A 20,724-nucleotide genomic window follows, 5' to 3' on the forward strand; every position below is an offset into this window, starting at 1 on the left:
AATGAAATTTTGGCAAAAAACATTTCTGATTTTACTCCTGATTTTTATGATATGTCTTAATTGTGGAATTTTGTGTATTGCGCATATTTCGTATAGCAGCCAGTTGAAGAATGAATCCGAAAAAGCGGTGGAAGGGCAGTATTTTGTCTCGGGTTCCATAAAAAAAGATTTTCAGTCTTTAGAGGAGCGAGAACTATTTTCAGAGGATTCAATAAGAAGTGTGTTTAATAATTATAGTAAATATTATAAAAAAAGTTCTGTTTATTTAATTTTAATAAAGGAAAAACAAATTTTATACAGTAGTACCTCAGAAGAATTAAGGGTAAAAATAGAAAATGAGATTAAATATAAAGATGCTGGTATAAAAATATACAACCAAAAGGGCAATAAAGGAATTCTAGTAATGGGAAGCCTGGGTAGCCCTTATGAAGAGTATTCATTAATTTACATACATGCATTAACAGAGATGCAAAGAGAATGGAGGGTGCTTGGTGCATTTTTTGGAGTTGCCAGTTTTTGTATTGGACTTGTATTAACGCTAGCCTTGATTTACACACTAAAAAATTTGACAAAGCCATTGGAAACCCTTGCAGAGGCAGCAGATATTATTGCCCAGGGTAACTATCAAGAGAGAGTTAAGGTTTCTGGAAATGATGAAGTGGCAACATTAGCTGCAAACTTTAATAATATGGCAAGTAGTATAGACGAAAAAATAATGAGTTTAAAAGAATCAGATGAACAGAAGCAGTTGTTTATTAATAACCTGGCACATGAACTGAGAACACCACTTACAACAATATCTGGCTATGCAGAACTTATTAAACTGACCCAAATGAATGAAGAAAACAGGCTTATGGCGCTGGATTATATAATAACCGAAACAAAACGGTTAGAAAAGATGTCCAGAATTTTATTGGACTTAATTCAACTGCGCAAGGATGAAATTGAAATGTGTGAAAATAGTACAGAGGAATTAGCAGAGAAATTAAGATTGACTTTTTCTCTAAAATTTAAGCAAAAAAGCATTTCATTTTTGGAAAAAATCGAAATAGATAAAATTTATGGAAATGGTCCGCTTTTGGAAAGTCTTTTATATAATATTGTAGAAAATTCTTTACGTGCATGTACAAAAAGTGGTAAAATTATTCTTATAATAAAAAAAATGGAAGATAATAAAACTTGTATTTGTGTGAGTGATAATGGAATTGGAATGGAGGAAAAGGAGCTGGATAAAATAACAGAACCTTTTTATAGGATAGATAAAGCCAGAAGCCGGAACTCAGGTGGAATTGGATTGGGATTATCCCTAGTAAAACAGATTGTGGAATGTCATAAAGGAAATATGTTTTACAAATCAAAGCTAGGAGAGGGAACTACTATTACTATAATATATTAAAGAAAATTGTTTTTACAACTTTATAATAGGACGAATACTCCCTTATGATAGTAAAATGTTAAGATAAAAGAAAGTTATTTATGTGTAACTTTGGCGAGGTGGATGAAATAAAAGAAAAAAATACGATGATTTTTTTGACGCTTGTAACTATTGTTGTACTTATAGGGGGAATTTTATTTTTTGAAGTAGTGTTTCGTCTAGATCAAATACGCCAGGAACGGGCAATAAGTAAGATGGAAAAGATACTGGTTCCTGATGAAATAGAAGAGAATAGAGTTCTTGAAGATGATGTTAATCAAAATAAACAAACTGTCAAAAAGGATATAAAATGGGCATTGCTCACAGAAGATGATTTTTTTGCACCGCTAGTAACAGATTATTCCGTTACAGAAGCAGTAAGGATTGGAGCAGATTTTTTAGAAAATTTTTATGATGTAAGCTTTGAGGACGACATGTTCTATATGACATATTTATACAATAGCGGATTGGTTAACTCTGAGAATTTCTGGGTTGGGACAGCCGTAAATGAAGAGATTGGAAGAGTTAACCGGTTTTCTGTAAATGCAGCAACAGGAGAAGTATGCACGTTTATTCAAATGAAAGAAAACAATGGAGATTATTTGTTGAAAATAAAAGTCAGTGAGGAATATCGTGCGTTATTGGGCATAAGGAATGCGTACGTCCACAGAATAGAGCAGCTTTTAAAAAAAATTAGTAATGAGTATGAATGCAATCTGGAGGACTGGAGTAATACGTTAGATGAAAAATTAAAGGGAAGTTTATCAGAAGAAGACTTGTACGAAATTGACATACTAATTGGTTCTGTAGAAAGGAGGGGAAAGAGAAAATTTAATAAAATTGAAGAGCAGGTTCAAGCACTTCAGGAGGAATTAAAAGATGATATGGAAATATTATTAAATAAGGAGGTGGAAAAATTTCAGCGGTCAGGAGGAATGGAACATTATATTGAAAAGTCCAGAGAATGTATAGCGTGGCTTTACAATGAGGATGTTGAGAAACTGAATGTAACGTTATATGTGGCCGGAGAAATAGGTGGATATGAGGTTGTTGTTACTAAGACAGAATTGCCAAATGGTAAATCTATCTGGATTGCAGTTGACAAAACTGCCTATGAAATCAGAAGTATACAAATATATGATAAGGATAATACATTAAATTATTATCTAAAGTAAAAATTATATAAGGGGTTAGGAGGATTTTGTTATAATGTTTATTTATTATATTATTTTAGGATTACTATTATTAGTTGGTATTCAGTTTTTTGGTGTTCATGGATGGAACGAGGAATATTTAAGTAATGAAAATGGTAAAGGTATAAAAGGATTCTTTGCACTTGTTATTATGCTGCATCACTTGTCCCAAGCGGTTGAGCATCCGGGGTCACTTAAGTACATGTTAGAAATCGGTGTATTATGCGTTAGTATTTTCTTTTTCTATTCTGGTTATGGTTTAATAAAAAGCTATAACACAAAAGAAAACTACTTAAAAGGTTTTTTGGTACATAGGCTGTCAGTAGTATTAATTCCTTTTTTTGTAATTAATATTATATATATCTTACTAGGAGTTGAACTTGGTACAAAATTTTCGGGAATGCAATTATTAAAAGCAGTATCTGGTATTTCTCAAATTAATGGAAATGCATGGTACGTAGTTGCTATCACTATATTCTATCTGGTATTTTATGTTTTATTTCGATTCATTAAAAATAAAAAAATTGCATTTACAGGAATGTTTTTATTTCTATGTGTCTATATAACAGGTTGTTTATTAAAAAAGCATGGGTATGAATGGTTTCAAGGCGAATGGTGGTACAATACAGCAATGATTTTCTTTGTTGGTATGCTGTATGCAAACTTTGAGGAAAAATGTCTTGCTTTTTTCAAAAAAACCTATTGGATTGCATTACCCGTCAGCATAATTTTGTTTGGTCTTTTGTTTTACCGCACACATTATATGCTTAATACATATAGTTATTGGGCACAATATATTAATCCGGGAACTACAGGATATAAAGAATCCTGGATGTGTTTATCATGGCAGCTTCCAGCAGAAATAGTTTTTGTTATAATGTGCATACTAATTTTAATGAAAGTTAAATTTTCAAATAAAGCACTAAAATTTATTGGTACAATATCCTTTGAATTGTATTTAGTACATGATGTGTTTATTCAGTTTTTACATTCAGATGATGTAATGGTTAAAAATGATGTTGTATATGTAGCATTTGTATTTTTATGCTCTATTGTCTTAGCATTAGGTGTATGGTGGACAATTGCTGCTTGTAAAAGAAGTGTAAATAAATTATTTGCAAAAAACTAACTTGACAAATCAATAAAATTATGTTAATCTAACTAAGGCTTAAACAAGCTATAACTGCCTAAGACAGTAGGTGCCGTAAGGCATAAGGTGAAAACGCCTACCGAGGAAATTGTTAGATTAAAATGACGATTCTACCTCTCTGTCTTGCGATGGAGAGGTTTTTTTCTTGAAACAAACAAATTTTAAGAGTTTTGTTGGCGGCGTTATTATTCTAAAAGGAGGTAAACCAAAATGGCAAAGGTAGAGTTAAAACAACCTATTGTAGACGAAATCAAAGGACATGTTGCTAAGTCAGCTTCTATTGTATTAGTAGATTATCGTGGGTTAACTGTAGAACAAGACACTGCTCTTCGTAAAGCGTTAAGAGAAGCTGGGGTTGTGTACAAGGTTTACAAGAACACCTTGTTAAAGCGTGCTTTTGAAGGCACTGATTTTGCACAGTTAGATGGACAATTAGATGGACCTACAGCAGTGGCTTTCGGTATCGAGGATGCAACAGCTCCTGCAAGAATTTTAAGTAAGTTTATGAAAGATGCTCCTGCTCTAGAGTTTAAGGCAGCAGTTGTAGAAGGTACTTTATATGACGTAGATGGATGTAAAGCACTTGCAAGCATTCCTTCAAGAGAAGAACTTATTTCAAAATTACTTGGAAGTTTACAATCCCCAATTACAAACTTTGCTCGTGTTCTTAAGCAAATTGCAGAAAAGAATGGCGAAGCAGCTGAATAATTTATTTAGCAAAAATAACAAAAAATATAAAATGAATATTATGATGGAGGTATGTTAAGATGACAACTCAAGAGTTTATTGATGTTATAAAAGGTATGACAGTTTTAGAATTAAATGATTTAGTAAAAGCATGTGAAGAAGAATTTGGTGTTTCTGCAGCAGCAGGTGTTGTTGTAGCAGCAGCAGGCGCAGCAGAAGCAGTTGAAGAAAAGACTGAATTTGATGTTGAATTAACTGAAGTAGGACCAAACAAAGTTAAGGTTATCAAAGTTGTTCGTGAAGTAACTGGTTTAGGATTAAAAGAAGCAAAAGAAGTTGTTGATGGAGCTCCTAAGATGGTTAAAGAAGCTGCAACAAAAGAAGAAGCTGATGATATCAAAGCTAAACTTGAAGCAGAAGGTGCTAAAGTTACACTTAAATAATTTATATAATCAAGTAACCAAAAAAAGCCACGACTTAGTCGTGGCTTTTTTTGTGATAGGAATATTGCATAACAAATTGTTGACAAAGTAATTTTATTACAATATAATAAAATTTGTGTATAATATTGATTATAATAAAGTTTTTTTGAGGGAAACTGCCGAATGACAGAAGTGAAATACAGGAGGAATCAGTAATGAAGAAAACAGTAAAGAATATGGTAATAGAGTACTTGCTAATTACGTTTGCAACAACATGGGTGTGTTATGGACTTTATATTCTAATTGTTTTGTATAAGCTTCCTGTATTGTTTAAAGCAGCTGGGGCATGCTTTCAGTTTATTGGAGCTTGTTCTCCTTTTGGGGCATCATTGATTATTAGAAGAAAGCATAAAAAGCTGAAGAGAGGACAGAGCATAAAACATTTTTTGATAGGTGAAAAATTGAAAAATAGAGATGTTATTATAATTATGTCATATATGACATGGAAATTAATTACTATGATAATGACATGCGAATTAACACATACATATTCCGTTTCAATACTTAAAATTTTATTGTATACCATTGTAGGATTTGTATTTGGAGGAGGACTAGAAGAATATGGATGGAGAGGGAGCTTACAACCGCTGATGGAAAAAAGGTTTTCCTATCTGACAGCAACTGCATTGGTAGGAATTATATGGGGCATATGGCATGTTCCAGTTTGGTTTGTTCCAGGAAACATGCATGCGAAGATGAATATTTTCTATTTTATTTTTGTAGTGACTGTACCAGTTAGTTTTTCTCTTTCGGCTATACATAAATATACAAAAAGTAATTTACTGTGTGGGGTATATCATGCTTGGTTTAATGCAATTGCCGCTGTGGTAAATATGAAATATACATTGTGGTTAGTGGTATTTTTTGTCTTGGAAGCTGTGATTTCATGGGTTTTAGTAGCGGCTTTAGAAAAAGAGAAAATAAAGAAGTATTACAGCAAGCGCAGAATAAGTCATAATATATAATAGTGAGAATGTTAAGTCTGGATTTTAGTGGTCCAGATTTTTTATGTGATAAGGAATATTTGTTTAACGATCTATTATTCGGATATAATCATAGAAAAAGGTTTATATATATTCCAACATTATGATATATAACCTAAAAATCGTAAATCAGGAAAACAAAATAAAAAACACCATAAAAAGGCTTGACATCTTGACAAGGTTATGCTAAGATGAAAAATGCACTATTGTGGTGTCGTATGCTATGAATTATCTAAAATAATTATAACATACAAATTGAAATCAGTAAAGTATTTGTTTGAATAACGTATTAAAAACATGATTGAAATGTACAGTAGGCCTGGACAGCCCGTTATTCAGATACACATAAAATGTTCAAGGGGTGAAGAGCGTCAATGGAAAAAAACAGAATTCGTCCAGTTAAAGTTGGTAACAGCGTAAGAATGAGTTTTTCAAGGCAAAAAGAAGTGTTGGAAATGCCGAATTTAATTGAAGTTCAAACAGATTCTTACAAATGGTTCTTAGAAGAAGGACTCCATGAAGTTTTCAGAGACATTTCTCCAATCTCGGATTATAGTGGTCATTTAAGTTTAGAATTTGTGGACTTTACACTATGTACCGATGATGTGAAATATTCCATCGAGGAGTGTAAGGAACGTGATGCGACATATGCCGCGCCGTTAAAGGTTAAAGTAAGACTTCATAATAAGGAAAGTGAAGAAATCAATGAACACGATATTTTTATGGGTGACTTACCATTAATGACTGCAACTGGGACTTTTATTATTAATGGAGCTGAGAGAGTCATTGTTAGCCAGTTAGTACGTTCCCCTGGTATCTACTACGCAATTGGTCATGATAAAATTGGAAAAGAACTCTATTCTTGTACGGTGATTCCTAACCGTGGTGCATGGCTTGAGTATGAAACAGATTCGAATGACATATTTTATGTTCGTGTAGATAGAAATAGAAAAGTACCAATTACTGTATTAATTCGAGCATTAGGTGTTGGAAGCAATTCTGAGATAACAGAATTGTTTGGTGAAGAAATAAAAATTTTGAGAAGTATAGAAAAAGATACTTCAAATGACTATGAAAGCGGTTTGCTTGAATTATATAAAAAGCTGCGTCCAGGTGAACCATTGGCAGTAGAGAGTGCCAAGAGTCTCATTGAAAGTATGTTTTTTGATCCTAGAAGATATGATTTAGCTAAGGTGGGCAGATATAAATTTAATAAGAAGCTTGCTTTTAAAAATAGAATTGTTGGATGCAGATTGGCAGAACAGGCTGTAGATGCTACAACGGGTGAAATCTATGAAGAGGATACATTAATTACAGAGGAAGTAGCAGTTAATATACAAAATAGCGGTGTACCATTTGTGTGGGTTCAGACAGAAGAACGTAAGGTAAAGATTCTTTCAAACCAGATGGTAGATTTAAGTGCGCATGTTGATATAGATAAAAAAGAAGTTGGAATTACAGAAGATGTATATTATCCAGTATTAAAAAGCTTAATGGATCAGTACTCTGATGAAGAAGAACTGAAAGAAGCTATTGTAAAAAATATATCAGAATTAATTCCAAAGCATATTACAAGAGAAGACATTTTTGCATCCATTAATTACAACATACATTTAGAATATGGTGTTGGAAATGCAGACGATATTGATCACCTTGGTAACAGAAGAATTCGTGCAGTAGGTGAGCTGCTTCAGAACCAGTATCGTATTGGATTATCACGTATGGAGCGTGTTGTTCGAGAAAGAATGACAACACAGGATTTAGAAGGGGTATCACCTCAGTCACTGATTAATATTAAGCCAGTAACTGCGGCAGTGAAAGAATTTTTTGGTAGTTCACAGTTGTCACAGTTTATGGATCAGAATAATCCACTGGGTGAGTTAACTCACAAAAGACGTTTATCGGCACTGGGTCCTGGCGGTTTATCCAGAGATCGAGCAGGATTTGAGGTTCGTGACGTGCATTATTCTCATTATGGGAGAATGTGTCCAATTGAAACACCTGAAGGTCCTAACATTGGTTTGATTAACTCTCTTGCAACTTATGCCAGAATTAATGAGTATGGATTTATTGAAGCTCCTTATCGTAAAGTCGATAAGTCAGATCCAGTGAATCCAAGAGTAACAGATGAGGTTGTATATCTGACCGCAGATGAAGAAGATAAATATGTAGTAGCTCAGGCAAATGAGGCATTAGATGAAAAAGGATATTTTGTTGGAACAAATATATCTGGTCGTTATAGAGAAGAAACCTCTGAATTTCAGAAGAACAAGATTGATTTAATGGACGTTTCTCCTAAAATGGTATTTTCTGTAGCTACAGCCATGATTCCATTCCTTGAAAATGATGATGCTAACCGTGCGCTGATGGGTTCTAACATGCAGCGTCAGGCAGTGCCATTACTGGTAACAGAAGCACCAGTGGTTGGTACCGGTATGGAAAGAAAAGCCGCTGTAGATTCAGGAAACTGTGTGTTGGCAGTAGAGAGTGGTACTGTAGAAAAAATATCTTCAAATGAAATTATTGTCAGAGAGGATAGCGGTAACAAGAGAGCATATAAGCTTGAGAAATTTGGCAGAAGCAACCAGGGTACTTGCATGAATCAGAGACCAATTATTAATAATGGATCTAGAGTAGAAAAAGGTCAAGTAATGGCAGATGGACCATGTACATGTAATGGAGAAATTGCATTAGGTAAAAATCCATTAATCGGATTTATGACGTGGGAAGGCTATAACTATGAAGATGCGGTACTTTTAAGTGAAAGATTAGTACAAGAAGATGTGTATACATCAGTTCATATAAATGAATATGAAGCAGAGTCCCGTGATACAAAGCTGGGACCAGAAGAAATTACAAGAGATGTGCCTGGAGTTGGTGACGATGCATTAAAAGATTTGGATGAGAGAGGTATTATCCGAATTGGTGCAGAGGTTCGTTCGGGTGACATTCTGGTAGGTAAAGTTACTCCAAAAGGAGAAACAGAGTTAACGGCAGAAGAACGTCTGTTAAGAGCTATTTTTGGTGAGAAGGCCAGAGAAGTAAGGGATACATCATTAAGAGTGCCTCATGGTGAGTTTGGTATTATTGTAGATGCAAAGGTATTTACAAGAGAAAATGGGGATGAATTATCACCAGGTGTAAATCAGACTGTTCGTATTTATATTGCTCAAAAGAGAAAAATTCAAGTTGGAGATAAGATGGCTGGACGTCATGGTAATAAGGGTGTTGTTTCCCGTGTGCTGCCTGCTGAAGATATGCCATTTTTACCAAATGGAAGACCTCTTGATATTGTATTAAATCCACTAGGTGTGCCATCCCGTATGAACATCGGACAGGTGTTGGAAATCCACTTAAGTCTGGCTTCCAAAGTACTTGGCTTTAATGTTGCTACACCTGTATTTGATGGGGCAAACGAATTTGATATTATGGATACGTTAGAGCTGGCAAATGATTATGTAAATACACCGTTAGAAGATTTTAAAGAAAAATATAAGGATGTATTAGATCCTGGATTAATGGAATATCTTATTGAAAACCAAGATTACCGGAAACAATGGGAAGGCGTTCCAATTAATCGGGATGGAAAAGTCCGTCTGCGTGATGGTAGAACAGGTGAGTATTTTGATGGAGCAGTAACTGTTGGTTTCATGCATTATCTAAAACTTCACCACTTGGTTGATGATAAGATTCATGCTCGTTCTACAGGTCCTTATAGCTTAGTAACCCAACAGCCATTGGGTGGTAAGGCACAATTTGGTGGACAGCGTTTTGGTGAGATGGAAGTTTGGGCTTTGGAAGCATATGGTGCGGCATATACCTTACAGGAAATATTAACAGTAAAATCTGATGATGTTGTAGGTCGTGTAAAAACTTACGAGGCAATTATTAAAGGTGATAATATATCTGAGCCTGGTATACCAGAGTCCTTCAAGGTATTGTTAAAAGAGCTTCAGTCACTTGCACTAGATGTTACTGTGCTAGATGAGAATGGTGATGAAATTCCAATGACAGAAAGTGTTGAGTATGGCGATGAGGAATTAACACCATTAATTGAAGGGGATGATTCGTTCCGTTTTGATGAGGGCGACAGCTTTGAGAGTGCAGGATTCAGGGAATCTTCTGTAGAAGAACTGGATGATGAAATATTTGATGTATTTGAAGATGAGGCTAGTCCATTAGAATTGTCGGATGATGAATTGGATTTAGAGGATGATATATAAAATTGGTCCTGAAAATTATTTGAATTTGGAAATGAAGGGAGCGCCAGATAATGCCAGAAGTTAGCAGTAAACAAGAAGAGCAACAGCTATCATATGATAAAATAAAAATCGGCCTTGCTTCCCCGGAGAAGATACGGGAATGGTCAAGAGGTGAAGTGAAAAAACCAGAAACCATTAACTATAGAACACTTAAGCCAGAAAAAGATGGTCTTTTCTGTGAGAAAATTTTTGGACCAAACAAAGACTGGGAATGTCATTGTGGTAAGTACAAAAAGATTCGTTATAAAGGTGTAGTTTGTGATCGCTGTGGTGTAGAAGTTACGAAAGCAAGTGTACGACGTGAAAGAATGGGTCATATCGAATTAGCAGCTCCGGTATCTCACATATGGTATTTTAAAGGAATACCTAGCCGTATGGGTCTAATCCTTGACTTATCACCAAGAACACTTGAGAAGGTGCTTTACTTTGCATCCTATATTGTATTAGAAAAGGGAGAGAGTGACCTGCAATATAAGCAGGTACTGAATGAAAGAGAATATCAGGAATCCCGCGAAAAATACGGAAACAAATTTAAAGTTGGAATGGGTGCAGAAGCGATTCAAGAATTGCTGCAAGCGATTGACCTTGAAAAGGAATCTAAGGAACTGAAACAAGGTCTAAAAGAATCAACAGGCCAAAAGAGAGCTAGAATTATTAAAAGATTAGAAGTAGTAGAAGCATTCCGTGAATCAGGAAATAAGCCTGAGTGGATGATTATGACAGTAATCCCTGTAATTCCACCAGATTTACGTCCAATGGTTCAGTTAGACGGTGGTCGCTTTGCAACCTCTGATATGAATGATTTGTATAGAAGAATTATAAATAGAAATAACCGTCTGAAGCGTTTGCTTGAGTTAGGGGCGCCAGACATTATTGTGCGTAATGAGAAAAGAATGCTTCAGGAAGCAGTAGATGCTTTGATTGATAATGGACGAAGAGGCCGTCCAGTTACAGGACCAGGAAATCGTGCGTTAAAATCGTTGTCTGATATGTTAAAGGGTAAGCAAGGTCGCTTCCGTCAAAACTTGCTTGGTAAACGTGTTGACTATTCAGGACGTTCCGTTATCGTAGTAGGACCAGAATTAAAGATTTATCAATGTGGTCTGCCAAAGGAAATGGCTATTGAATTATTTAAACCGTTTGTTATGAAGGAGCTTGTTTCTAAGGGAACTGCTCATAATATAAAGTCCGCAAAAAAAATGGTGGAAAGATTACAGTCTGAAGTATGGGATGTTTTAGAAGAGGTTATTAAAGAACATCCAGTTATGCTGAACCGTGCGCCAACTCTTCACAGACTTGGTATTCAGGCTTTTGAGCCTACGCTAGTAGAGGGTAAGGCAATTAAGCTTCACCCACTGGTTTGTACGGCATTTAATGCCGACTTCGATGGGGATCAGATGGCGGTGCATTTGCCATTATCTGTAGAAGCGCAGGCAGAATGTAGATTTTTACTTCTTTCACCAAATAACCTGCTGAAACCATCCGATGGTGGTCCGGTTGCGGTACCTTCACAGGATATGGTTCTTGGAATTTACTATTTGACACAAGAAAGACCAGGTGCCATGGGAGAAGGAAATTATTTTAAAAATGTAAATGAAGCAATTTTAGCATATGAAAATGGTTTCTTAACACTTCATTCCAGAATTAAGGTTAGAAGAACAGAGATGGATGAAGAAGGTACTATGATAACAAAAAATGTGGAAACTACATTAGGAAGATTTATTTTTAATGAGATTATTCCACAGGATCTTGGATTTGTGGATCGTAGTAAAACAGAAAACTTTATGCTTCCAGAAGTTGATTTTCATGTTGGTAAAAAACAGTTAAAGCAGATTCTTGAGAAATGTATCAATACACATGGTGCTACAAAGACAGCTGAGACTTTAGATAATATTAAATCTCTTGGATACAAATATTCAACAAGAGCAGCCATGACAGTTTCTATTTCTGACATGACAGTACCAGCCAAAAAGAAAACTATTTTAGAGGAAGCAGAAAAAACAGTTGAACGAATTGCGAAAGATTTTCGTCGTGGTCTGACTACAGAAGAAGAACGTTATAAAGCTGTTATTGAAACATGGAAAGAGGCCGATGATGAAATTACGGAAGCGCTGTTATCTGGTTTAGATAAATATAATAATATTTATATGATGGCGGATTCTGGTGCCCGTGGTTCTGACAAGCAGATTAAGCAGTTAGCAGGTATGCGTGGTCTGATGGCCGATACATCAGGACGTACCATTGAGTTGCCGATTAAATCCAATTTCCGTGAGGGACTTGACGTTTTGGAATACTTTATTTCTGCTCATGGTGCACGTAAAGGTCTTTCTGATACAGCACTTCGTACAGCCGATTCAGGATATTTAACTCGTCGTCTGGTAGATGTTTCACAAGATTTAATTATACGTGAGACAGATTGCTGTGAGGGAAAAGAAATTCCAGGTATGTGGATTAAGGCATTTACAGATGGAAAAGAAGTGATTGAAAGCCTTCAGGAAAGAATTACAGGAAGATATTCCTGCAATACAATATGTGATGATAATGGTCAGGTGATTGTAAAAGCAAATCATATGATTACGCCAAAGCGAGCAGCTAAGATTATGAATACAAAAGAACTAGTTGAAGCTGGTGATAAAGCACAAATAAAGATTCGTACTATTTTAACCTGTAGATCGCATATTGGAGTTTGTGCGAAATGCTATGGTGCAAATATGGCAACTGGTGAAGCTGTTCAGGTAGGTGAAGCAGTTGGAATTATTGCGGCACAGTCTATCGGAGAGCCAGGTACTCAGCTTACAATGCGTACTTTCCATACAGGTGGTGTTGCTGGTGACGATATTACACAGGGTCTTCCTCGTGTTGAAGAACTTTTTGAGGCAAGAAAGCCAAAGGGACTTGCTATTATTGCAGAATTTGGCGGTACGGTTTCGATTAGTGATACGAAGAAGAAACGTGAAGTTATAGTGACCAATAATGAAACAGCTGAGTCAAAGGCATATTTAATACCTTATGGTTCCAGAATCAAGGTTATGGATGGTCAGGTAATTGAAGCTGGTGATGAGTTAACAGAAGGTAGTGTTAACCCACATGATATTTTGAAGATTAAAGGTGTTCGTGCCGTTCAGGATTATATGATTCAAGAAGTTCAGAGAGTTTATCGTTTACAAGGTGTAGAAATTAATGATAAGCATATTGAGGTAATTGTTCGACAGATGTTAAAGAAGGTTCGTATTGAGAACAATGGTGACTCTGAATTTTTACCTGGTACCTTGGTAGATACGCTGGAGTATGATGATGAAATTGAGAGACTTACAGCAGAAGGAAAAGAAGCTCCTGATGGAAAGCAGACAATGCTTGGTATTACAAAAGCTTCCCTTGCTACTAATTCTTTCTTGTCCGCTGCATCTTTCCAGGAAACAACTAAGGTATTGACGGAAGCTGCTATTAAGGGGAAAGTAGATCCATTAATTGGTCTGAAGGAAAATGTTATTATTGGTAAACTAATTCCTGCTGGTACCGGAATGAAGAGATACCGTTCGGTAAAATTGGATACCGATTTAGTAGAGGAAGAAGAACTGATGATTTCCGAGGATATTCTTGAAGATACCATGGATGAAGAAGTAGTAGTAGATTATGAGCAAGATGAAAAATTAGATGCATTCTTGGAATTCGATGAGGATGAATTATTAAGTGAATAATAAAGTTGAGATTCTGTCTTTTTAATAAGACAGAATCTTTTTTGATCAATAAAACAATCATTTTGATAGATGCAGTGTAATTTTTGCACGTTAGACATAATTGTCCCTCTATTTTATACAAACTGGTATAATCCAATTATTGAAAAAAAGGAGGATACATAGAATGAAATCAGTTAGCGTTTTAGTAGTAGTAGATGTTGAAGCAGCTTTAGCAAGTAATGATCTTCAATCTCACCTGTATATGGTAGATACCAATGGAAAGTTAGGTTCTTACAATGAGGGCGGTAATGAATTAGTAACAGCTTGTTATGATACACAGACAATTTATTGGAGAGTTGAGTCTGTTGATCCAGACGGCGATGTAGCAATTTCAGAATTTACAGGACAAATGGTAAATGACAGAGTATGTATGCCAAAGAAAGAGGTTGATGATCCAGAAGTGTGGAAGGGAGTTGTGGAAACCCAAGGTGAAGGTGGTTCATATCAATACTCCATGACACTTCAATTTGATGGAGGCGTTACATTAAGCTTTGATCCATGGATTAGTGTTACAGTAGAATAATCTTATATATATAAAGACGAAGGCATCTGCTATTACAATAGTAGGTGTCTTTTTTATGTGAAAAGAAATTGCTCCGACTGAACAAGTTTTTTCTATTTATAATAAGAAACTTTCGCAGATTTTCGTTGACAGCAGAAAATAGGGAATTTAAAATGGTTTATATATCGTTGAGAGGAGGAAAGGGATAATGAAGAGAGGGCTATTTATTATATTAGCGGCAGTCATGTTGTGTGTGTGTGGCTGTAATGCAAAGAATAAGGAGGAAAGTAATCAGGAAGTAATAAAAAGTGTGGAAACAGAAGAGGCAGTAGAGTTAGTGACAGAAGAAGCTGAGGAAGAAGAAATGGATACAAAGTTAATTGAAAATGGTGATTTTGAAATGCCCAATGAAAATCCAGAAGCATGGAAGGTATATATGCAGGATGGGGCAGGGGTATTTACAGTAAAGGATCAGCAGGGAGTACTGACAATATCAACAACAGGAAACGTTAACTACGGGGTACAGTTATTTCAGGATGTTGGAGAACTGGTTCAGGGAGGTGTTTACAGATTACAATTTGATATTTGTGCGAGCACAGAAAGAACAATTGAATATAGGGTGCAGATAAATGGTGGCGATTACCATGCTTATGCAGGAAAAGAAAAGCTGGGATTAAAGACAGAAATGGTAACAGAATCATTGGAATTTACTATGAATGAAGCGACAGACCCTGCACCGCGCCTGGTTTTCAATTGTGGGAAATTTGATGGTACAGAAGGAATTGGAGAACATAAAATTTATATTGATAATGTATCTTTAGAATTGATAGATGATTCAAACATTGTGAAAGTAGAAGCAGAGGAAAGCACGCTGCTTGATATTAACTTGGATCAGGTGGGATATCAGTTATCTGCTCAGAAGACAGCGATATTTCGAGGAGATTCAATGGATGAAACATTCGATGTTGTGAATAAGGATACAAATAAAATTGTGTATACAGGAAATATTGTAGGCGAAAAAATGAATTTCACCGCGGATGAAAAAAATTATTATGGAGATTTTAGTGTTGTTACAGAAGCAGGTACCTATTTTATTCAAACAAAAAACCATGGAACATCTTACGATTTTAAAATAGGAGACAGCATATATGAAGACGCATACATAGACGTAGTAAAGATGTTATATCTGCAAAGATGCGGGTGTGAACTGGAAGAAAAATATGCGGGAAGGTTTGCTCATAGTGCATGTCATACGAGTGAAGCAGTTATTTATGGAACAGATAAAAAAATTGATGTAACTGGGGGATGGCATGATGCAGGAGATTATGGAAGATATGTTGTGGCAGGAGCAAAGGCGGTAAACGATTTGCTTTTAGCAGTGGAATATACCGATGCATCGAAAAATGACAGCATAGGAATACCAGAAAGCGGAAATGGAGTTCCTGATCTTTTAGATGAAGTTCGATATGAACTGGAATGGATGCTTAAAATGCAGGACGCAGAATCAGGAGGAGTATATCATAAGGTTACATGTGCCAGTTTTCCAGGAGATACTGTTTTACCACAAGATGAAACAGAAGAACTAATTGTATCGCCAATCTCGTTAACAGCAACCTATGATTTTGCAGCTGTTATGGCAAAGGCAAGTACGATGTACAAGGAATACGATAATGATTTTGCTGAAAAGTGCCTGAAACAGGCAAAAAGAGCTATGGAATATGCAGAGACGACAGATAATAAGAGTGGTTTTAAAAATCCGCAGGGCGTTTCAACAGGTGAGTATGGTGACTCAACGACACGAGATGAGAGATACTGGGCTGCTGCTGAGTTATACAAGGTAACAGGGAGTACAGAGTATCTTGAATTGGTTGAAGCAATAGTAAAAAATGAAATACCAACAGGCTTTGGCTGGCAGTCGGTGGGTGGTTATGGCACATATGCCGTTTTGTCCTATAAGCCAGCAGAAGGACTTGAGGTTTATAAGCAGCTAAAGGAAGCGTTTATAAAAGAAGCAGATCAACTTGTTGAAAAATCAAAAAGTGATGGGTATTTTATTTCACTGGGCAATGAGTATGTATGGGGAAGTAATCTAGATGTGGCAAGTAATGCAATGATAATGTTGTTAGCAAACAGGCTGGAGCCAAAAGAGGATTATGTGGTTTATGCCAGAGAACATCTGCATTACTGTTTTGGGGCAAATCCATTGTCGATTAGTTATGTTACAGGCTATGGAACTGTGTCACCAGTTCATGTACATCATAGACCATCAGCTGCGTTAGAAGAAACTATGAAAGGAATGTTGGTGGGAGGACCCAATAAAGATTTTGGTGATCCATACGCAGCGGCTGTTTTAAAGGATGCACCTCCGGCAATGTGTTATGTAGATAATCATGCCAGCTACTCCACCAATGAAGTTACTATATACTGGAACTCACCATTGATTTTTGTTATGAGTGAGTTAAAGTAGGAATGCTATTGTAGAACTCTATAGCTTGCAATAAAACAAAGTATTGTGTAAAATGGGCTATAGAGTTCAAATGCTTAATCTTATCGCGTTGACATTTGTAGTAAATTCAAGTATAATAATTTAACAATACAACAAATAAAGTTTGGGCAAACTTATCGAAAGATAAGGACGCAAAGCCATGGGTCTAAAGAATTTTCAATGATTGCCAGGTTGCTATCTTGTGAAAGTACCGAAGCCTTCAGTACTTTTTTTATTTGACTTGAAATGATTCTGCAACATGTATTAGAAAGCAGCGGCTGCCGAATTTTATAAGAAAATAGGAGGGTATTATGAATCGCTGTAAGGTTATATCCCTGCTGCTGGTTTTTATTATAGTAGTCACAGGGTGTAGTTTTGGTGATTGGGACTTCGGGGAAAATGCAGGTGAAAAAAAGGAAGAACAAGAAGAGATCGAATTATCAGAAGAAGGAAACAGCATGCCAGAGAAAACTTTTAAGATATTACATATTATGAGCTACCAGATGTCGTGGGAATGGACAGAAAGCCAGTTTAAGGGGTTTCAGGATGCTATGGCAGACGTTAATGTGGATTATGAAGTGTTTTCTCTTGATGCCAAGAATAAAAGCACAAAAGCATGGATGGAAAAAGCAGGAGAAGAGGCAAGAAATAAAATTCAGGAATTAAAGCCTGATTTGGTTTATACCAGCGATGAGGAAGCACTAGATTATGTAACAAAGTATTTTGTCAATACGGAAACACCATTTGTATTTAGTGGTGTGAATGAGGTAAAGAAGCAGTATGGATTTGAAGCAGCAGATAATATTACAGGGGTTTTAGAGTTAGAACATTTTGCAAGTAGTGTAGAGCTGTTTAAAATGATAGTTGGAGATGTGAAAAAGATTATAGTGGTTTTTGATACTTCCTCAATTTGGGAAGCATCTAGAAAAAGAATGAAGGAACAGGCAAGGGAATTTCCTGAGATAGAGTTTACTTTTTTAGAACCAATTAAAACATATAAGGAATATAAAGAAATTGTGAAAGAAAATGAAGGAAAGGTAGATGGTATGTGCCTGGCTGGCATTTATGAATTTAAGGATGATAGTGGTGAGAATGTTCCTTATGAAGAGGTTTTAAAGTGGACAGGAGAGAACAGCTCGATACCGGATTTTTCCTTTTGGATAGATAGCATTAATTATGGGACACTTTGCGGGACAATTATTTCAGGTTATGAACAGGGATTTGCAGCTGGCAAAATGGCTAAGGAAATTTTAGTGAATGGTAAAACACCTTCTGATTTTCCTATGACGCCAACAGAAAAGGGGGTAGCAGCAATTAATCTGAAAAGGGCAAATGATTTGAATCTGGATATTGATAGTAAAACCTTATTAAGTTCAACTGTAATAAATAAATATTATTGGGAGGAATAAATGTTTAATAAGCTTCAGGTTAAGATTATATTTTTATTATTTATAGCATTGGCAATTACGGTTAGTGCGAATTATTTTATGAGTAATTCCATTTTAAAAGATGTACTAACGGATGCAATAACTGATCGAGCTTTTACTACTGGGGACATCTTGAAAATGCAGATTGATAACCTTCTTATTCTTCCAAGAGATCTAGATGAACTGGCTGGATTTGAATACATTTGTCAGGATGTAGTTTCTACGAAGGATGACATTCAATATGCAGAGATTGTAGACTTGGAAGGAAAAATTCTCTATAGTAGTGATTTTGACAGGCTCAATACTTTTATAGAGAATGAGGAGTTGGTAGAGGCTGCAAAAAGTGTGGAGGACAATACCGTTCTTTATAAAGATGAGACAGGAACCTACTACGGTTTCTTTCTGCCTGTATATAATAGTAAATCAGAGCATTTAGGTGCTGTATTTTTAAGTTATACCAAGGAAACGATTACAGGACCTGTTACAAAGTTATTACAATCTTTCTTTATTATGGGATGGGCACTTTTTTTACTTGTATTATTATTAATTGGATTCTTTTTAAATTTCTGGGTAACAAAACCCATATTAAGCTTATATCATGCCACAAGAGAAATATTCTATAAGGGAACAGACTCTATTGAGACAGTTCATGTGAAAACAAAGGATGAAATAGGGCGGCTTGCAACATCCTTTAACCTTATGGTTACAAAACTTAAGGAAACCACAGTCTCCAAGTTGTTTGTAGACAATATTATTTCTAGTATGACAGATGCAGTAATAGTAGTTTCTTCAAATAATACAATTGAGACAGTAAATGAAGCAGCACTTTCTTTATTGGAGTATAGAGAGGAAGAGCTATTGAATCAGCCAGTAAGCATTATTTTTGATGATCAGGATTTTGCCATTTTTTCAAGAGAATGGGTGAATGAAGTAAAAGAACAGGGACAGTTGAAGAATTATGAGACAATAGGCTGTACAAAAAGTGGAAAGAGCATACCAGTGCTGTTTTCCTGTTCTGTGATGAAATCCAATGAAAAAAATGTAGCGTATATTGTTTGTACAGTCCGTGATAATACAGAAGCAAAGAAAGCAGAAGATTTAATGTATTACCAGGCAAATTTTGATGTGTTGACAGGACTTCCAAATCGTTATTACATGGAAAATGAAATTACAAGGGTTTTGAAGGAATTTGATACAAACGAAACGCCACATACCTTTTTGTCCCTGGATTTGGACAAGTTTAAAGTTGTAAATGACGTTTGCGGACACCATGCAGGAGATCAGCTGATAAAACATTTAGCACTAATGATGAAGCAGACACTACAGCCTGATGTTATTCTATGCAGAATAGGCGGAGATGAGTTTGGTATACTATTATTTAATACGGATATTAGTGAGGGCTGTAAAATAGCAGAGAGATTATGTAAAGTAGTTCGGGATTTTCATTTCGTGTGGAACGATAATATGTTTACGCTAGGTGTAAGCATTGGTGCAGTTGAGCTTAATTCAAATGTAACCAGTGTCCAGGTACTGCTAAGTTCAGCAGACCGAGCCTGTTATATTTCAAAGGATAAGGGTGGAAATCGTGTTCAGGTATTTGACGAGGATGATAAGGAACTACTGGAACGCCATGAAGAGATGAATGTTATGCCAGGGATTACAAAAGCTTTTGAAGAAGACCGATTTGTTTTACATTATCAGCCGATTGTATCTACAAAAGGCGGTAGTTCAAGGGATTGGTTTGAAGTGTTAATCCGGATGGTGGATGACAAGGGAAATATAATTGCGCCAGGTATATTTCTGCCGGCTGCCCAGCGTTATAATGTGATGCCGAATATTGACAGATGGGTAATTCATCATTTTTTTAAAATTTATAAGGAGCAGGTTGAGGGACATTTTGATGGGGATGATGTGCTGTTTAATATTAATATTTCAGGTGCTTCATTAAATACAGATGATTTTCTAGATTTTGTCATGGAGGAATTTACGAATCACCAAGTGCCGCCTAATACAATTTGTTTTGAAATAACGGAAACCAGCGCAGTATCAAATTTTGTTGATGCCGCAAAATTCATTAATAAACTACAGGATATGGGATGCAGTTTTGCATTAGATGATTTTGGAAGTGGCTTGTCTTCCTTTACATATCTGAAGTATCTTCCAGTAGATTATATAAAAATTGATGGTACATTTGTAAGAGAAATGGAACATAATAAGATTGACTATGCAATGGTTTCTTCTATAAATGAAATTGCTCATTTGATGGGAAAAAAGACAATTGCAGAGTATGTAGAAAATGATGAAATATTTAGCTGTTTAAAAGAAATAGGAGTTGATTTTGGACAGGGCTTTGGATTAGGCAGACCAGATACACTAGAACATTATATGTAGAGCATAAGAGA

At 35.7% G+C, this 20,724-nt stretch carries 12 protein-coding genes, 1 riboswitch and 1 other annotated feature; all 12 genes read left to right on the top strand.

Annotated features, from left to right (window positions below; translation table 11 throughout):
• Nucleotide 1 precedes the first annotated feature (1 nt).
• The 12 genes from BM305_RS03020 to BM305_RS03075 all read left to right on the top strand — a co-directional run bounded on the left by BM305_RS03020 (nt 2) and on the right by BM305_RS03075 (nt 20,713).
• Nucleotides 2–1,396, top strand: coding sequence for a sensor histidine kinase (locus BM305_RS03020; protein ID WP_092559219.1), 1,395 nt, complete (start codon nt 2–4; stop codon nt 1,394–1,396).
• A gap of 80 nt (nt 1,397–1,476) precedes the next feature.
• Nucleotides 1,477–2,589 carry a hypothetical protein gene (locus BM305_RS03025; protein WP_092559220.1) on the top strand — a complete coding sequence of 371 codons (1,113 nt, stop codon included), beginning with the start codon at nt 1,477–1,479 and terminating at the stop codon, nt 2,587–2,589.
• A 34-nt stretch (nt 2,590–2,623) separates the two neighbouring features.
• Nucleotides 2,624–3,736 carry an acyltransferase family protein gene (locus BM305_RS03030; RefSeq protein WP_092559221.1) on the top strand — a complete coding sequence of 371 codons (1,113 nt, stop codon included), beginning with the start codon at nt 2,624–2,626 and terminating at the stop codon, nt 3,734–3,736.
• 39 nt (nt 3,737–3,775) lie between these two features.
• Nucleotides 3,776–3,909: a sequence feature (ribosomal protein L10 leader region), on the top strand.
• Nucleotides 3,910–3,967: 58 nt separating this feature from the next.
• Nucleotides 3,968–4,465: a 50S ribosomal protein L10 gene (gene rplJ / locus BM305_RS03035; protein WP_092559222.1), complete on the top strand. Its 498-nt coding sequence runs from the start codon at nt 3,968–3,970 to the stop codon at nt 4,463–4,465.
• Between the two features lie 59 nt (nt 4,466–4,524).
• Nucleotides 4,525–4,887, top strand: a complete 363-nt coding sequence (gene rplL, locus BM305_RS03040; protein WP_092559223.1) for a 50S ribosomal protein L7/L12 — start codon at nt 4,525–4,527, stop codon at nt 4,885–4,887.
• 194 nt (nt 4,888–5,081) lie between these two features.
• Entirely contained in the window at nt 5,082–5,891 is an 810-nt protein-coding gene (locus tag BM305_RS03045; protein WP_092559224.1) for a CPBP family intramembrane glutamic endopeptidase, read from the top strand.
• Nucleotides 5,892–6,283: 392 nt separating this feature from the next.
• Nucleotides 6,284–10,132, top strand: a complete 3,849-nt coding sequence (gene rpoB, locus BM305_RS03050; RefSeq protein ID WP_092559225.1) for a DNA-directed RNA polymerase subunit beta — start codon at nt 6,284–6,286, stop codon at nt 10,130–10,132.
• A 50-nt stretch (nt 10,133–10,182) separates the two neighbouring features.
• A complete protein-coding gene (rpoC, locus tag BM305_RS03055; protein WP_092559226.1) occupies nt 10,183–13,869 on the top strand; it encodes a DNA-directed RNA polymerase subunit beta' in 3,687 nt (1,228 codons plus the stop codon).
• Between the two features lie 163 nt (nt 13,870–14,032).
• Nucleotides 14,033–14,431, top strand: a complete 399-nt coding sequence (gene makC / locus BM305_RS03060) for an alpha-pore-forming tripartite toxin MakABE regulator (RefSeq protein WP_092559227.1) — start codon at nt 14,033–14,035, stop codon at nt 14,429–14,431.
• A gap of 187 nt (nt 14,432–14,618) precedes the next feature.
• Nucleotides 14,619–16,877: a glycoside hydrolase family 9 protein gene (locus BM305_RS03065; RefSeq protein ID WP_092559228.1), complete on the top strand. Its 2,259-nt coding sequence runs from the start codon at nt 14,619–14,621 to the stop codon at nt 16,875–16,877.
• Between the two features lie 135 nt (nt 16,878–17,012).
• Nucleotides 17,013–17,095: riboswitch (cyclic di-GMP riboswitch) on the top strand.
• 111 nt (nt 17,096–17,206) lie between these two features.
• Nucleotides 17,207–18,304 (top strand): ABC transporter substrate-binding protein, encoded by a 1,098-nt coding sequence (locus BM305_RS03070; protein ID WP_092559229.1) that lies wholly within the window; start codon nt 17,207–17,209, stop codon nt 18,302–18,304.
• Nucleotides 18,305–20,713, top strand: a complete 2,409-nt coding sequence (locus BM305_RS03075) for an EAL domain-containing protein (RefSeq protein WP_092559230.1) — start codon at nt 18,305–18,307, stop codon at nt 20,711–20,713. It begins immediately after the preceding gene.
• Nucleotides 20,714–20,724: the final 11 nt, after the last annotated feature.

The organism is Anaeromicropila populeti (genome assembly GCF_900112775.1).
GTDB classification, from domain to species: Bacteria; Bacillota; Clostridia; order Lachnospirales; family Lachnospiraceae; genus Anaeromicropila_A; species Anaeromicropila_A populeti.

Excerpts from the sequence above, each read along its gene's own strand:
- rplJ (WP_092559222.1), top strand. The coding sequence starts at position 3,968 with ATGGCAAAGGTAGAGTTAAAACAACCTATTGTAGACGAAATCAAAGGA.
- BM305_RS03075 (WP_092559230.1), top strand. The coding sequence starts at position 18,305 with ATGTTTAATAAGCTTCAGGTTAAGATTATATTTTTATTATTTATAGCA.
- BM305_RS03030 (WP_092559221.1), top strand. The coding sequence starts at position 2,624 with ATGTTTATTTATTATATTATTTTAGGATTACTATTATTAGTTGGTATT.
- BM305_RS03045 (WP_092559224.1), top strand. The coding sequence starts at position 5,082 with ATGAAGAAAACAGTAAAGAATATGGTAATAGAGTACTTGCTAATTACG.
- BM305_RS03070 (WP_092559229.1), top strand. The coding sequence starts at position 17,207 with ATGAATCGCTGTAAGGTTATATCCCTGCTGCTGGTTTTTATTATAGTA.
- rpoB (WP_092559225.1), top strand. The coding sequence starts at position 6,284 with ATGGAAAAAAACAGAATTCGTCCAGTTAAAGTTGGTAACAGCGTAAGA.
- BM305_RS03025 (WP_092559220.1), top strand. The coding sequence starts at position 1,477 with ATGTGTAACTTTGGCGAGGTGGATGAAATAAAAGAAAAAAATACGATG.
- rpoC (WP_092559226.1), top strand. The coding sequence starts at position 10,183 with ATGCCAGAAGTTAGCAGTAAACAAGAAGAGCAACAGCTATCATATGAT.
- rplL (WP_092559223.1), top strand. The coding sequence starts at position 4,525 with ATGACAACTCAAGAGTTTATTGATGTTATAAAAGGTATGACAGTTTTA.
- BM305_RS03020 (WP_092559219.1), top strand. The coding sequence starts at position 2 with ATGAAATTTTGGCAAAAAACATTTCTGATTTTACTCCTGATTTTTATG.
- BM305_RS03065 (WP_092559228.1), top strand. The coding sequence starts at position 14,619 with ATGAAGAGAGGGCTATTTATTATATTAGCGGCAGTCATGTTGTGTGTG.
- makC (WP_092559227.1), top strand. The coding sequence starts at position 14,033 with ATGAAATCAGTTAGCGTTTTAGTAGTAGTAGATGTTGAAGCAGCTTTA.